The sequence below is a fragment of the Burkholderia sp. AU44665 genome, from assembly GCF_030504405.1.
Classification (GTDB): Bacteria; Pseudomonadota; Gammaproteobacteria; order Burkholderiales; family Burkholderiaceae; genus Burkholderia; species Burkholderia semiarida.
Genome location: NZ_JAUJRI010000001.1, coordinates 774,229 through 789,107, shown reverse-complemented (window position 1 = coordinate 789,107; position 14,879 = coordinate 774,229). Strand labels below are relative to the sequence as shown.

Here is a 14,879-nt window from a genome sequence, read left to right as displayed (position 1 = left end):
CCGAGGCGCGTGCATGGGGCGCGCGTCGGACGGTCGAGACTTCGAGGGGGCATCATTTTGCGACTCAAATACTTCGCATGGCTGATTGCGGCCGCCACGCCGGCGGTTACGTTTGCACAGACGAGCGTCACGCTGTACGGCCGGATCGACGGCGGCGTCGAATACCTGAACCACATCGCGAAGCCGAACGGCGGCAGCGGCACGCGCTGGAGCGCGGAAAGCGGCGACTGGGGCACCAGCATGTTCGGGCTGAAGGGCGTCGAGGATCTCGGCGGCGGGCTGTCGACGGTCTTCAACCTGGAAACCGCGTTCCAGGTGATGAACGGCCAGACGGGCGGCGGGCGCATGTGGTCACGGCGCGCATACGTCGGGCTGAAGAGCGACACGTGGGGCCAGTTGCAGGCCGGCCGCAACCTGTTCATCGACAGCGACGGCGTGTGGGAATTCGATCCGTTCGTCCAGCAGGCGTTTTCGTCGGCGTCGCTCGTGCGTGGCCGCAACTGGCCGCAAAGCAGCAACAACATCGAATATCACAGCCCGGTGATCGGCGGCTTCGACGTGCAGGCGCAATACGCGTTCGGCAACCAGTCGCGCGGGTTCAACTACGGTGCGGCCGACGATTTCGGCCGCTCGGACGGGATCATGATCTCGTACCACTCGCCGGTGCTCGACGTGCGCGGCATCTACGACGAACTGCGCGACAACAACGGCAAGTTCAGCAACATCTTCACCGCGTCGCGCGAGTACTTCGTCGGGGCGAACGTGAAGGTGTCGAAGTTCAAGATCCAGGGGGCGTATACGCACTACCAGGCGCCGGACAGCCCGGCGGGGGTGGCCGATCGTGCCGATCATTACTGGCTCGGTGCGACGTATACGGCGACGCCGCAATGGGCGGTGACGGGCGGCGGGTACTACGTGAAGGTGGGCGACGGCGGCGGCGATGCGTCGCACGATCCGTCGGGTCACGCGATCATGTACGTGCTCGGCACCACGTACAACCTGTCGAAACGCACGTTCCTGTATGGGACGGTCGCGTATGTGCGGAATGGCGGCAATTCGAACTTTTCGCTGATTGCGTCGCCGCGCGATGCGACGTCAGGGACGAGTCCGATGACGGGCGAGTCGCAGACCGGCGCGTATGTGGGGATGATGCACACGTTCTGAATGAGGTGGTTCGTGTAGGGGAAAAAGGCATGGGCGATGAAGGTCCGTGCCTTTTTGCGTTTAGGGGGCTTGTTGGGGCGTTGAGGTGCGTGCGTACTGGTGTCGACGCATCATGACCGACAGCGGGCGGACTTGGGGAATTGATCCTGCATGGAAACGGCAGGTTGGTCGTCCGCCGTTTTGTAGCTGATCTGATGGCCGGATGACCGGCTGCGGGGTATCACACCACTACCGATATACCGATAAAGACCGCTTGGTAGATTCACATTCGTTGACGTTTTTTGCAAGCTGAAATTCAGGTATCTGCACTCCGCGGTTGATTTAGCAGAGGGCTACGCTGAGAAGGTGCTGCAGTGCAAGCGGCTACTGGGGTGTCTTAGAACGGCCAATAACGGGCACACGCCTATCCTACAGTGTCGTTATTTGAGTGGCCGGTTTGTATCTCAAAAGCAGCACTACCGACCTAATGAAAGCGCAGTCTGATTCAGACTATATCGTGGACGGTCGCCGTTGCCGCAGGGCGATCTGTTGCATCTGCTCCATAATCATCTGGTTTCCTCGAAATCGGCGAGACAATCTGACGGTTGCTACTCCGACGCGAAAGCAATCAGGGAGGATCTACGGTGTCGCTGCGTTGATCCAAATCAAATGACTCTGACAGGACAATTCCAACGCTATGGATCTGAAGACATTTAAGTCGCTGGTCGACGCCCACATCACCACGTCGTCGGGTGCGGTGAATAGTCAAGGCGACAAGCTGCTCGAACAAATCCGCGCATGCTTTACCGCGAAAGAGAGTGATCAGGCGCTATCTGAGCTCGTCCGCATCGTCGACGATCTCGGAGTGCGATTTTTGTGCGAGCAGGAACCTGCAGATCCATACCTCGGGGTAGCTGAGGCAGTCCAACAGGCGCTTCGTCAACGAGGGGATTATCCTGACGTGACTAGCAACTGGGAGCGCGCCGTGGAGCTCGCAGCAGTGTATGCGGCGAGCCAAAGTGGACTGCCAGTCGATCTGGTATGGCAGTCAAACGCGCGCGTGAATTGCCTCTCGATAGCCATCAATGGACTGAGGAAGTCGGGCTATCAGATCGATCTGCCGGTCGATGGAGGAATGCACATATCCCCGGCCGAGACGCGGCGGCTTGCAGAAGATATTGAGCGAAAATCGGCCTCTCTGGGTGCCATTCTGGCTTCAAGTGCAGCGGGCGCAATTGCGCGTACGTATAGTGCGGTAACAGGTCGATACAAGCTTGGGCGCAATGGTCAAACCATTCAAGTGAACGCGCAGCCCGACCTGCCATTGGCGTATTTGTACCAACTCGGCTTGCGATACTTTTCGCTGGCCCCGACCGCGCCCTCTCCTGAAGCTATGCTTGCCGAGCTTGTTGACCTTGTGACTTGGGCAACTGCGATGCTCGACCTGTCGGTGGGAACTTTCGAATTGGCGTTTGCGAGAAATGTGGACATGGTCCGCATCATGCAAAAGTCAATCGTATACGATGCAACGTTTCTTTTGACGCAAGCGAAACCCGCCCACGCGCGTGAGTATCTGGAATGGACGATATCCCAGAAGCCACTAGCCGAGCTGAAAGACGAGCATGGCACGACGTCGGCCCAGATACTGGCGGCTGCCAGAGTTATCTTGCGAGCATGCGAGCGGGCGTGCGCAGATGGCGTGACGCAGGAGTTTGTCCGAGTCCCGCCGGAAAGCATTGCGTTTGCGACAAATCTGGATCTTACGCCCGCTGCGAACCTGCTCCTCAACGTATTCACGCACGTATCGGGCGCCAACCAATCTCTGACGTTTCCGCCAGAGGACAACGCTGTAGATGCGGCGTTTCACCCGCTGCTACTGAACAACGGTACGTTTTTCATGCAGATCCCGCCGCTCGCGGCTCGCGCCACGGTCAATGCGGCGCTGCAATGGTGTCGAAAAAATTGGAAGAAAGGCAGCTTTGACGAGAAAGTTGTCGGTCCGCTATTTGAGGACTTCGTTCGCGTAAAACTCGAGCAACATGGCGTCTCTGTGCTGCACGGCGAATACCAGGCGAACGGATCGAAAGGCGAATGTGATGCGGTTGTAGAGACGGCGAACCACGTGATCGTTTTCGAGTTGAAGAGCAAGATGTTGCGACGACAAGCACGATCCGGCGATGACGTCGCGGCCCTGTCAGACCTCGGGCAGGCGGTCGTGCGACCGCAAGCGCAAGCGATGGAGCGACACGCTGTGCTTCTGGAGCAGGGCACGATAACGTTGAATCAAGGGACGTCGGCAGCGCCGCTTACCCTAGGATCACGGGAAGTTCTCAAATTATCAATAACGCGTGGCGATCTTGGAAGCCTTCACGATCGGCCATTCTTGCAAAAGTTCCTGTTTGCGGGATGCGTTAATCAATTCATCGCAATAAACTCCAAGCGACAAAAGGAGTTCGATGCTCTGCATGACTGGTTTCGCAAGCTGAAAGATGCAGCGAGTCGCGCGAAGGAGTCTGTCTTCGACACACCGTTTCCCTTCTCTACTTCCTGGAGTCTCTCGGTATTTCAACTGCTTCTCATTCTCGAACGCACGAGCAGCAACGAGGACTTCGCAAAAGAGCTACAGCGCACGCGACGTATGATGACGCCTCTGCGGGATTTTTACTCAGAATATGAGTACGCGCTCGAGTTGGATGCATATACATCGAGGAACGATCGGCAAACGGCGTGAAAGCGGAGCGGACGCTGCTCGTCAAGTGTTCATTGATCTTGAGGGTGGAGGTTTCGTTTCGCGTGAGAGCGCTACATCTGATCAAGCGCTTTATTCATTCGGTGATGAAGGGCAAGCTGCCCAAGGAAACCTTCCGGAACACCATCGACCTGATCAAGTTTTCATATCACTTCGACCAACGGCTCAGCCAATTTCTGTCCGGAGACGTGACGTTCTCGAGGAAAGTTGTTTCAGTTCGCGACGCATCGTCGTGTATCAAGGCGACGCGCGCGATGGGGTTTTGCTGAGGCCTTTACGGCTCGTCTCGCGCCTTGCCTCAGAACAGGCAGGCCTCAGTCGGCGTGAGCACCGCGAACGGCCCGCCAAGCGTTGCATTGTGATGCGCGACGATCCGCTCGGCCGGCAGCGCGGGCGTGTCCATGCAGGTATGCGCATCGGCAACGAGCACCGCGCGAAACCCGAGATCGGTGGCCGCACGGCACGCGGTATCGACGCAGTACTGCGTCTTCATCCCGGCAATCACGATTTCTCCGATACCAGCCGCGTGCAGCCACTCGGCGAGCCGCGTGCCTGCGAAGCAACTCGGCCGGGTCTTGTCGAACACGATGTCGCGCGCCGTATCGATAGCGAGCTCCGGCAGCAGCGCGGCCAGCGGCGCATCGGGCGCGATCGGCGGGCCGGCCGGGCCGATGTGGCGCACGGCGAACACGGGCGCACTGGCTTCATGCGCGCGGCGAATCAGCCGATTGATGTTGGCCAGCACGCGTTCGCCGTCATACGGACGATCGGGGCCGTGGAACAACCCGACCTGCATGTCGATCACGAGCAGTGCGCGTTTCGGGGAAGGGGCTTCGGACATGGCGTTTCTCCTGAGTGGCCGATGCAGACGGAGAAACGAAAAGACCCCGTCCGGAACCGGCGGGGCCTGTGGAATCGGTGACGCTACGATCCTGTGCGCACTCGCCGCACGGGCCCGCCGAAGGCGGTCGTGCGCGTGGTCGTCGAAAGGGTGATCGTGGCGTTGTGCATTGGTCAATGATGCCCGATGGGCGCGCGCGACGTCAATGACGCTTCGCACATCGCGCATCCCCCCAACGCTCAATCGAGCGCCTTCCCCGCCTTCTCGTCCATGCAGCGAATCGCGAGCAGCGTGAAGACACCACACCCGATCGCATACCACGCCGGCGCATTCGGATTGCCGGTCGCCGCGATCAGCCACGTGACGAAGAACTGCGCGAAGCCGCCGAAGATCGCGACGCCCACGCTATACACGAGCGCACCGCCGGTCGCCCGCACCGCTCGCGGAAACAACTCGCCGAGCATCGCCCCCGTCGCGCCGATGTTGATCGCATGCACGATCGACAGCGCGGCGATGATCGACAGCAGCGACGCGGCGCCCGGCCAGCGATTCAGTGCGATGAACGCGGGGTAGATCGCGGCCATCAGCACGATGCGCGTCCACCAGACGATCCGGTTGCGCCCGTACACGTCGGACAGATGGCCGCCGATCGGCGTCACGAGCATCAGGATCGCCCCGGCGACGCAGCCGGCCGTCATCGACAGCCACGTCGGCAGGTGCAGCACCTGCACGCCGTAGATCGCCATGTAGAACACGATGATGTAGTGGATCGACGTGCCGCCGATCGTCACGCCGAGGCCTGCGAACACGGCCTTGCCGTGATGACGCAGCACGTCGGCGAGCGGTAGCGACGCGACCTTTTCCCCGGATGCATGCGCGGCAGCAGCAGGCGCGGCCGCAGGCACTTCCTCGACGGTCTTGCGCAGCCAGTAGCCGAGCGGCACGAACAGCGTGCCGATGATGAACGGCACGCGCCAGCCCCAGCTTTCGAGTTGCGCGGCCGTCAGCGTCGACGTCAGCGCGACGCCGGTGAGCGCGCCCGCGAGCGCGGCGAGCCCCTGGCTCGAGAACTGGAACGACGCATAGAAACCGCGCCGATGCTGCGGCGCCTGTTCGAGCAGCAACGTCGTCGACGCACCGACTTCGCCGCCCGACGCGAAGCCCTGCAGCAACCGGGCGAGCACGAGCAGCAGCGGCGCGGCGATGCCGATCTGCGCGAAGGTCGGCGCGACCGCGATCGTCGCGGTGCCGAGCGCCATCAGCAGCAGCGTGAGGATCATCGCCTTCTTGCGGCCGGCGCGGTCCGCATACATGCCGATCACGAGCCCGCCGAGCGGACGCGTGACGAAGCCGACACCGAAGCTCGCGACCGCGAGCATCAGTTGCCCGAACGACGAATGCACCGGAAAGAACAGCTTGCCGATCAGGATCGCGAAGAAGCTGTAGACGGTGAAGTCGTAGAACTCGAGCGCGTTGCCGACGGCGGCGGCCGCGATCAGCCGGCGTTTTCTCGCGGCGGCGCGGGCATCGACCGGCGTGCCGGCGAACGGAAGGGCGGACGTTTCCATGGGGTTCCCCCGGTTAGCGCGAAACTGCGTGGTGAAGGGCGTTCAGGCCGCGAGCCAGGCTTCGGCGACGCGAACCCAGTAGCTCGCGCCGATCGCGAGGATGTCGTCGTTGAAGTCGTAGCCGGGGTTGTGCACCATGCAGCCGCCCTTGCTGCCGACTCCGTTGCCGATGAACGCGTAGCAGCCGGGGCGCGCCTCGAGCATGAATGCGAAGTCCTCGCTGCCCATCAGCGGCGCCGCTTCGGTTTCGACGCGTTCCGCGCCGAGCATCTGGCGCGCGATGCCGGCCGCGAACGCGGTCGGTTCCGCGTGATTGACGAGTACCGGATAGCCGTAGTCGTAGTCGATTTCCGCGGTGACGCCGAAGCTTTCCGCCTGGCCTTTCGCAAGCGCTTCGATGCGGCGCGCGAGCAGGGCGCGCACGTCCGCGTTCAGCGCGCGCACCGACAGTTTCATCACGACGGTTTCCGGAATGATGTTGAACGTCTCGCCGGCCTGCACGCTGCCGACGGTGATCACGGCCGCATGCTGCGCATCGACCTCGCGGGCGACGATCGTCTGCAGCGCGACCATGATGCTGCCTGCGGCCGACATCGGATCGCGCGCGAAATGCGGCATCGCGCCGTGGCCGCCGACGCCACGCAGCGTGATCGTCACGCGGTCGGCCGACGCCATCGCGGCGCCGGTGCGGAACGCCATGTCACCGGCCGCGCGGCCCGGCATGTTGTGGATCGCGAAAATCGCGTCGCATGGGAAACGGTCGAACAGGCCGTCGTCCATCATCGCCTTCGCGCCGCCGAAGTTTTCCTCGGCCGGCTGGAAGATCAGGTTCAGCGTGCCGGAGAACTGGCGCGTGGCCGCGAGGTGGCGTGCCGCGCACAGCAGCATCGCGGTATGGCCGTCATGGCCGCATGCATGCATCTTGTTCGCATGGCGGCTGGCGTACGGCAGGCCCGTGGTTTCCGCGAGCGGCAGCGCGTCCATGTCGGCGCGCAGGCCGACCGTGCGCGTGCCTTGCCCTTCGCGCAGCACGCCGACCACGCCCGTCTTGCCGATGCCGCGATGCACGTCGTAACCCCAGCCGCTGAGCAGCTCGGCGACGAGGTCGCTCGTGAGCGTCTCTTCGAATGCGAGTTCGGGATGGGCGTGGATGCGGCGGCGTACTTCGACGAGCTCGGGGGCGATCGCGGCGATGCCGGGGATGACGGGGTTCACGGCTTGCAGCATGGTCTCTCCAGTGGGGCTGGTGGGGCATTTGACGCGCATATGACGACCAAGCATATAAATTTCTTTTGCGTACCAGAAGCTGCTAAATTGCTTTGGTGCACACCGTCGGTTGCCGCTCGGGAATACCCTGAACCCCTGCGCGGCACGGCGCACAGGGTTTCCACGGATCACGCATCGCCCCATGAAATACCATCAGCTGAAAGCGTTCGTCACCGCCGCGGAGGAAGGGAGCATTCGCGCGGCCGCGCGGCGCCTGAACGTGTCGCCGGCCGCGCTGACGAAGGCGGTCAAGGAACTGGAGATCGCGCTCGGCGTATCGCTCGTCGTGCGCACCGCGCGCGGCGTGCAACTCACCGCGTTCGGCCAGCAGTTGCAGGTGCGCGCGCGGCTGATCGTCGCCGAAATGCAGCGCGCCCGCGACGACATCGAGCAGGCGCAGGGGGCGATGACGGGTTCCGTCTCGGCGGCGATCACGCCGGCGGCGGCGGTCACGATCCTGCCCGACGCGTTTCGTGCGTTCCGGCGCCGCTTTCCAGTGGCGCGCGTCAACCTGATCGAAGGGTTTCCCGGTGTCGCGCTGCCGCGCCTGCACGACGGTTCGCTCGATTTTGCGGTGGTGGTCGTCGTGCCCGAACTGCTGGCGGCCGAGTTCGATCATGCGGAGCTCTATGCGAGCCGTTCGCTGATCGTCGCGCGCAAAGGGCATCCGCTCGCGTCGGCCACGTCGCTCGCCGATCTCGTCGAGGCCGACTGGCTGATGAATCCGTCGCCGGAAAGCTCGACGCAGGTGCTGTTCAACTCGTTCGTCGCGTACGGGCTGCCGGTGCCGGCGCGTGTCGTCGAATGCCCGAGCTTCGGTCTCGCGCACAGCCTGATGACGGGTTGCGACCTGATCGCATCGATGCCGGAACAATTGCTGCAAGGCGAATGGGCGCGCGACCAGCTCGCGGTGCTGCCGATTCGCGAGCGCTTGCCGGGCGTATCGGTGCAGGTCGTCACGCGCCGCGACAGCCCGCTGACGCCGGCCGCGGCGATGCTGCTCGATTGCCTGCGCGATTCCGCGCGGCGCAAGGGGCTGCGATGAAAGGGCGCCTTGCGCGGATCGCGTAGTGATCCTGACGATCCTGGGCCCGGCACGCGCTGGCCGCGTACCATTGCGGCGCCCGCCGCGCGAGCCGGTATCATAGCGGCCGGCCCGCCGCTTCGGCCGGCCTTCAAATCCATCGCCATCCGGCATCCAGCAATCAGAGGCATCACATGACCAGTGCAACCCAATTCGACAACGTATCGGTCGTCAAGCGCGCGAACGTCTATTTCGACGGCAAGTGCGTGTCGCATACCGTGCTCTTCCCGGACGGCACGCGCAAGACGCTCGGCGTGATCCTGCCGTGCGCGCTCAACTTCGGCACGGATGCGCCCGAATTGATGGAAGTGCAGGCCGGCAAGTGCCGCGTGAAACTCGACGGCAGCAGCGAATGGCAGACCTACGGCGCCGGCGAATCGTTCTCGGTGCCGGGCAAAAGCCGCTTCGACATCGAGGTGATCGAGACGCTCGACTACGTGTGCAGCTACCTGTAACGCGCTTTTCGCGCGGCAAAGAAAAAGCCCCGCCGAAGCGGGGCCCGTTGCAAGCGGATGGCGCAAGGCCATCCGGTGCGCCAGCCTTCGTTACAGGCAGGCGCTGATGTCGCCGGCGGCCGCTGCGTCGCCGCGCACGCCGACCCACGTCTTCGCATCCGGCTTCCACGACGGACGAACCATCGCGGCGGCGCCGTTCGGCGGCTGCTGGCCCGGTGCGTACACGTCGGTCGCGAGGCCGTTGGCCAGCACGTTTTGCGAGATCACCTGTTGTTGCGACTTGTCGGCCCAGGTCTTGGCGATGCATGCCGAGACGTCCGGCGCTGCTTTCTGGCTTTGTCCCACGTTCTGCACGGCGGGTTCGGCCGCATGAGCAGAAATTGCCACGGTCAATGCGATGAGCGGTAAGTATTTCACGTTCACGTTATCTCCCTCGAGTCGTGATTGATTGAGTGGGATGCGCAGCAGTGCTGCGTGCAAGTGAGATCGCGTTGGGCACGCACGGTTCCGGTCATTCCGAAACAAGTTGTTAACGCGCTTGCCAAACGGCGCCTCGAATGCTGCGCATGTTGCTGCGGCGCGGCATGCGTCGTGTACGGCTCGACGTCATGCGTCGGTCGGCGCGCTGCCCGGTCGTGGTGTGGTGACGTGACGGCCGCGGCGGCCGGCATGTGTGCGCATGCCGCGCCGCGACTCTTTATCGGATGACGAAGTGGAATGGCTGATGGATGGCCCCGTCGCATGAGCACGATGATGACAAACTTTCGTCGGCCGGATTGTTAACCAACTTTAAACGGGCGAAAGCAACGGAGTGAGGCGATGCGGCGCGCCACGGGCGCGCCGCATCGTGGAGCAGTGCGAGGCGAGGAAGCGATGCGCGCGGCAGAGCGCCGCGCACGCGGGTGATGTCAGCCGGCCTTGCGCGAACCGACGTCGCGCAGATTGGCCGGGACGACCGGGCGGAAGCGCTCGCGCTTCTGTTCGTCGTCGAAGTGCTGGAGCGCCGGCTTGATCAGGTCGCTGCGCGACACGATGCCCGTGATGCGCAGCGATTGCTCGTCGGCGACCACCGGCAGGCGTTCGAGGCCGAGCATCGCAAGGCGCGACGCGACGACACGGCAGGTTTCGTGCGCGAACGCGACGGCCGGTGCGCGCTCGGCGAACGCGGCCGAGATCGGCGTGTCGGCGCCGGCCTGCGCGCGCTGTGCATCGAGCGTCGCGCGATCGACGAGGCCGAGCAGCCGGCCGTGCTGCACGACCGGGTACGCACGGTGCGTTTGTTTCGCGCCGAAGTATTGCGCTTCGACGGTATCGAGCGTGGCCGCGCCGTCGATCGCGACGAGCCGGTCGGCCGACGTCATCACTTCGCCGATGTCGTGCCGCTCGAGCGGATCGACACCGTATTCGCGATAGATGTGGTAGCCGCGGCGCGCGATCTTTTCCGTCATGATCGAGCGTTTCATCGCGATGGTCGCGAAGCCGTGCGCGACGAGCGTCGCCGCGAGCAGCGGCAGCAGCGCGTTGGTGTCGTGCGTGAGACCGAAGGCGAATACGATCGCGGTGAGCGGGGCGCCGAGCGTCGCACCGAGCGTCGCGGCCATGCACACGAGCGGCCACAGCGCGGGATCGCCACCCGGCAGTACCGGCGACAGCACGGTGCCGAGACCGGCGCCGAGCATCAGCAGCGGGGCCAGTACGCCGCCCGACGTACCCGAGCCGAGCGCGATCACCCACATCACGGCCTTCACGATCAGCAGTGCGAGCGCGATCTTCAGCGCGATGTGCTGGTGCAGCAGGTCGCCGATCACGTCGTAGCCGACGCCGAGCGCGCGCGGCTCGAGCCAGCCGCCGACGCCGATCGCGATCGCGCCGATCGCCGGCCACCACATCCAGTGCACGGGCAGCTTCGCGAAGGCGTCTTCGACGCGGTAGAGCGCGGCCGACAAGCCGCACGCGAGCAGGCCCGACAGCACGCCCGCGACGATGCACGACAGCAGCGCGACGGGCGTCGGCGCGGCCGTCGTCAGCGGAAACAGCGGATCGACGCCGAAGAACACCGCACGGGCGAAACCGGCCACCGCGCACGCGAGCGCGACCGGCAGGAAACTGCGCGGACGCCATTCGAACAGCAGCAGTTCGACCGCGAGCAGCACGGCGGCCACCGGCGTGCCGAACACGGCCGTCATGCCGGCGGCCGCACCGGCGACGAGCAGCGTCTTGCGCTCGGCGGCGGTCACGTGCACGCATTGCGCGATCAGCGAGCCGAGCGCGCCGCCCGTCATGATGATCGGGCCTTCGGCGCCGAACGGGCCGCCGCTGCCGATCACGACGCCGGACGACAGAGGCTTGAGGATCGCGACCTTCGGCGACATCCGGCTCTTGCCGAACAGGATCGCCTCGATCGCCTCGGGAATGCCGTGGCCGCGGATCTTTTCCGAACCGAAACGCGCCATCAAGCCGACGATCAGCCCGCCGATCACCGGCACCGCGATCACCCATGCGCCGAGCGTGTTGTTCGCGGGCGAACGGTCGGCGAACGACAGTTGCTGGAAGAAGAACAGGTTCGTGAACAGGTGGATCAGGCTCAACAGCACGAACGCGGCAAGCGTGCTGAGCAGGCCGATCCCGGCGGCAAGCAACGCGATCCTGGGCAGGCGTTCGTTGGTCGAGAAATCGCGTTTGTGCGGTGCGTTCATCGGAGTGGCAGGGGTCAGTAATCGATTTGGGGAACCTGGAACGTGCCCTTGAGCGACTTCAGCTCGGCACGATGCATGGCCGCGAGACGGGCGAGCAGCGTTTCGCCGGCCGCTTCAAGATGGACTTCGACCTGGCGGCGGTCGGCTTCGCTCGGCTTGCGCTTCACGAGTCCGAGCGCTTCGCAGCGCGTCACCAGCGCCACGACGCCGTGGTGGTGCGCCTGCAGGCGTTCCGCGAGTTCGCCGATGGTCGCCCATTCGCGATGCGGATAGCCCTTGATGTGCAGCAGCAGCAGGTATTGCAGCGGCGTCACGCCTTCGCTTTGCGCGGCACGTTCGGAGAAGCGCTCGAAGCGGCGCATCTGGTAGCGGAACTCGGACAGTTGCTGGAAATCGCTTTTCGTCAGTGCGCGTCGGGTATCGTTCATCGGGGGCGGTCGGGCATTCGGTTACGGTGGCGGTAAATATATCATAACGTGATATAAATGGACGAAATCGGGCGGAACGGGCGCGTTTCACGTTTCGCGTTCCGCGGACAGTGACGGGGCGTGCGCTACGCGGCCTCGAGCATTTGGGTCTGCCGATAAAGGCCCGTGACGAGATCCGTCTGCGTGATGATGCCGACGAGCCGGCGCGACGCATCGACGACCGGAATATGGTGGTGGCCCGAATGCGTGAACAACGGCACGAGCGCCGTGATCGGCATCGTTTCCGGCACCGCCGCGACGTCGCGCGTCATCACGGACGCGACGCTCGCGGGCTGGCCGCCGAACGATCGCGGCAATCGTGCGGACAGGCGTTGCCACAGCGGGGTCGAACGGCGCAACGGGCGCGTGAGGTCGGCGCGCGTGACGATGCCGGTCAGGCGGCCTTCGCCGTCGACCACGGGCAGCGCCTTCACGCGGTGGCGGTCGAGCAGCGCGAGCGCGGCCGTGATCGACGTGGACGGCGCGACCTCGATCGCGTTCTTCGTCATCAGGTCGGCGCACTTCAACTGGCCGAACGTGCGCGCATAAGCCTGCATTTCGGTTTCGCGCAGCAGCGTTTCGAGATCGTCCGGATCGACGTCGAGCCATTCGCCGCGGCGCTTGAGCACCGCGTCGAGGTCGCCGCGCGTGAAGCCGCCGCGCGCCGGCGCGGCGGCGCCGGCCTGCGGTTTCGCTTCGGGGCGCACGCCGCCGTGCGGGTAGCGGTGCCCGGTCAGCGCGTGATAGACGAGCGCGGCCGACAGCAGGATCGCCGATTGCAGCGCGATCGGCTGAAGGACGAAGCCGAAGCCGAGCGCATGGATCGCGGGGCCGCCCACCACGGCCGTGAGCGCGACGGCGCCCGACGGCGGGTGCACGCAGCGCAGCGCGAACATCCCGCCGATCGCGCAGGCGATTGCGACCGCGGCGGCCGTGACCGGATCGGCGATCCATTGCGCGCACGCGACGCCGACCGTCGCCGCGACGAGATTGCCGCCGATGATCGACCACGGCTGCGCGAGCGGGCTTGCCGGCACCGCGAACAGCAGTACGGCCGACGCGCCCATCGGCGCGACGAGCAGCGGCACGAGGCCCGGCACGCCGGGCAATAGCCGCATCGTGACGCCGACCGTCGCAATGCCCACGAGCGCGCCGGTGCACGAGCGCAGGCGTTCGCGCCAGCCGAGTGCCATCGGGTGGGGAATGAAGCTGTGCAGCCATTGCCGCAACGTGCGGCGCGACGGGTAGGAGCCTGGCGACATGGGGGTAAGCGGTAAAAACGGCAACGCGGAGGCGCGGCGACAAGCGCGGGATTATATCGCGTTGTGATACAAATTGTCGCGCCGCATCAGGCGCGTTGGCCGCGCGTGATGCATGAGTCTTGCAAAAACCTTTCATCGGATGGGAGCTTGTGCCCGCGTAACCGCGCAAATTTGTCCGCAGCGGCGTACAATTCGGCGCACTCGATTCCCCCGTCATGCCAGAACCCTGTCCTCGATGCCCGCTCTCCCGCCTTCTCCCCGGCACGGCGCTCGATTCGACGTGGCTCTTCGCGCCCGCGTTCCGTTACCCACCTGACGCGAGCGCCGCCGACGTCTCCCCACTGACTCTCCCCAAGCCAATTCAATGGACATGCTCGAAAACATGCGCCTGTTCGTGCGCGTTGTCGAAGCCGGCAGTTTTACCGCGGTCGCGAAGGAAATCGACGCGACCACCGCCCAGGTGTCGCGCGCGGTCTCGAATCTCGAAGCCCACGTACAGACGCGCCTGCTGCATCGCACGACCCGCCATCTCGGCCTGACCGAAAGCGGCGAGCGCTATTTCGAGCGCGCGAAATCGATCCTCGCGGAGCTCGACTACGCGAACGCGGAGGCGCGCAACGCGCTGCTGCGGCCGAGCGGCAAGATGCGCATTCATGCGATGACGGGGCTCGGGAAGAGTCATGTCGTGTCGTCGATCGTCCGGTACCAGGAGGACAACCCCGACGTGTCGGTCGAGCTGACGCTGGCGCAGCGGATGCCGAATCTGGTCGAGGAGGGCTACGACGTGTCGATCGTGACGGCGTCGCAGTTGCCCGATTCGGGTTATGTCGCGCAGATCTGCGGCACGAGCTGCAGCGTGCTCGTCGCATCGCGCGAATACCTCGCGCGGCACGGCACGCCGCAGACGCCCGACGACCTGCCGAACCACGTGTGCCTGCGCCTCGACACGCCCGCGTCGCCGGCCAGCGAATGGCGCCTGGAGCGCGGCGACGGCGAGGAAACCGTCTACGAGCTGCAGCCGGCGCCGTTCCAGGTCAACGTGCCGGACGCGCTGTGCGTCGCGGTGCGTGCCGGGCGGGGGATCGCGTGCGTGGCACTGTATACGGTGCTCGACGATATCCGCGAAGGGCGCCTGATCCGCGTGCTGCCGGCGTACCGGCTGCAGACGGTGAGCGTCTATGCCGTCTATGCGACGCGCCGCTATCTCGACGCGAAGATCCGGACCTTCCTCGATCACCTGCGTACGACGCTCACGCCCGCGTTGGAAAACGATCTGCGCGAGCTCGACCGGCTGACGACGGAGCACATGCCGGGCGGCCGCCTGCGCGCGTGACCGCGCCGGTGTGCC

13 protein-coding genes are annotated in these 14,879 nt (G+C 64.7%); 6 read left to right on the top strand and 7 right to left on the bottom strand.

Annotated features, from left to right (window positions below; genetic code table 11):
* The first annotated feature begins 57 nt into the window (after positions 1-57).
* The 3 genes from QZM15_RS03490 (at position 58) to QZM15_RS03480 (ending at position 4,161) form a co-directional block, all read left to right on the top strand.
* Positions 58-1,164 carry a porin gene (locus QZM15_RS03490; RefSeq protein WP_099317540.1) on the top strand — a complete coding sequence of 369 codons (1,107 nt, stop codon included), beginning with the start codon at positions 58-60 and terminating at the stop codon, positions 1,162-1,164.
* Between the two features lie 676 nt (positions 1,165-1,840).
* Positions 1,841-3,874 carry a hypothetical protein gene (locus QZM15_RS03485; protein WP_124862140.1) on the top strand — a complete coding sequence of 678 codons (2,034 nt, stop codon included), beginning with the start codon at positions 1,841-1,843 and terminating at the stop codon, positions 3,872-3,874.
* Positions 3,871-4,161 (top strand): hypothetical protein, encoded by a 291-nt coding sequence (locus QZM15_RS03480; RefSeq protein WP_180278242.1) that lies wholly within the window; start codon positions 3,871-3,873, stop codon positions 4,159-4,161. The genes QZM15_RS03485 and QZM15_RS03480 overlap by 4 nt, the downstream gene beginning before the upstream one ends.
* Positions 4,162-4,190: 29 nt before the next feature.
* On the opposite strand, the gene QZM15_RS03475 is transcribed toward QZM15_RS03480, so the two are convergent.
* The 3 genes from QZM15_RS03475 to QZM15_RS03465 form a co-directional block, all read right to left on the bottom strand.
* The gene (locus QZM15_RS03475; protein WP_302105814.1) at positions 4,191-4,733 is read right to left on the bottom strand and encodes a cysteine hydrolase family protein; all 543 of its coding nucleotides are present in this window, start codon (positions 4,731-4,733) and stop codon (positions 4,191-4,193) included.
* Between the two features lie 239 nt (positions 4,734-4,972).
* A complete protein-coding gene (locus QZM15_RS03470; protein WP_059585016.1) occupies positions 4,973-6,301 on the bottom strand; it encodes an MFS transporter in 1,329 nt (442 codons plus the stop codon).
* Between the two features lie 42 nt (positions 6,302-6,343).
* On the bottom strand, positions 6,344-7,528 hold the full coding sequence (locus tag QZM15_RS03465; RefSeq protein ID WP_124657836.1) for a M20 aminoacylase family protein: 1,185 nt from the start codon (positions 7,526-7,528) through the stop codon (positions 6,344-6,346).
* Between the two features lie 181 nt (positions 7,529-7,709).
* Between QZM15_RS03465 and QZM15_RS03460 the strand changes: the two genes are divergently transcribed.
* Both QZM15_RS03460 and QZM15_RS03455 read left to right on the top strand, forming a co-directional pair.
* Entirely contained in the window at positions 7,710-8,612 is a 903-nt protein-coding gene (locus tag QZM15_RS03460; RefSeq protein ID WP_059585018.1) for a LysR substrate-binding domain-containing protein, read from the top strand.
* 173 nt (positions 8,613-8,785) lie between these two features.
* Positions 8,786-9,106 (top strand): pyrimidine/purine nucleoside phosphorylase, encoded by a 321-nt coding sequence (locus QZM15_RS03455; RefSeq protein ID WP_040140021.1) that lies wholly within the window; start codon positions 8,786-8,788, stop codon positions 9,104-9,106.
* A 90-nt stretch (positions 9,107-9,196) separates the two neighbouring features.
* On the opposite strand, the gene QZM15_RS03450 is transcribed toward QZM15_RS03455, so the two are convergent.
* The 4 genes from QZM15_RS03450 to QZM15_RS03435 form a co-directional block, all read right to left on the bottom strand.
* Complete coding sequence (locus QZM15_RS03450; protein ID WP_179231799.1) at positions 9,197-9,529, bottom strand: hypothetical protein; 333 nt, start codon at positions 9,527-9,529, stop codon at positions 9,197-9,199.
* 485 nt (positions 9,530-10,014) lie between these two features.
* Positions 10,015-11,802, bottom strand: coding sequence for a chloride channel protein (locus tag QZM15_RS03445; RefSeq protein WP_059585020.1), 1,788 nt, complete (start codon positions 11,800-11,802; stop codon positions 10,015-10,017).
* 14 nt (positions 11,803-11,816) lie between these two features.
* Positions 11,817-12,230, bottom strand: a complete 414-nt coding sequence (locus QZM15_RS03440) for a MarR family winged helix-turn-helix transcriptional regulator (protein ID WP_059585021.1) — start codon at positions 12,228-12,230, stop codon at positions 11,817-11,819.
* A 125-nt stretch (positions 12,231-12,355) separates the two neighbouring features.
* Positions 12,356-13,531, bottom strand: coding sequence for an HPP family protein (locus QZM15_RS03435; RefSeq protein WP_099317532.1), 1,176 nt, complete (start codon positions 13,529-13,531; stop codon positions 12,356-12,358).
* Between the two features lie 364 nt (positions 13,532-13,895).
* Here QZM15_RS03435 and QZM15_RS03430 point away from each other — a divergent pair, with 364 nt between their 5' ends.
* Complete coding sequence (locus QZM15_RS03430) at positions 13,896-14,864, top strand: LysR family transcriptional regulator (RefSeq protein WP_059585023.1); 969 nt, start codon at positions 13,896-13,898, stop codon at positions 14,862-14,864.
* Positions 14,865-14,879: the final 15 nt, after the last annotated feature.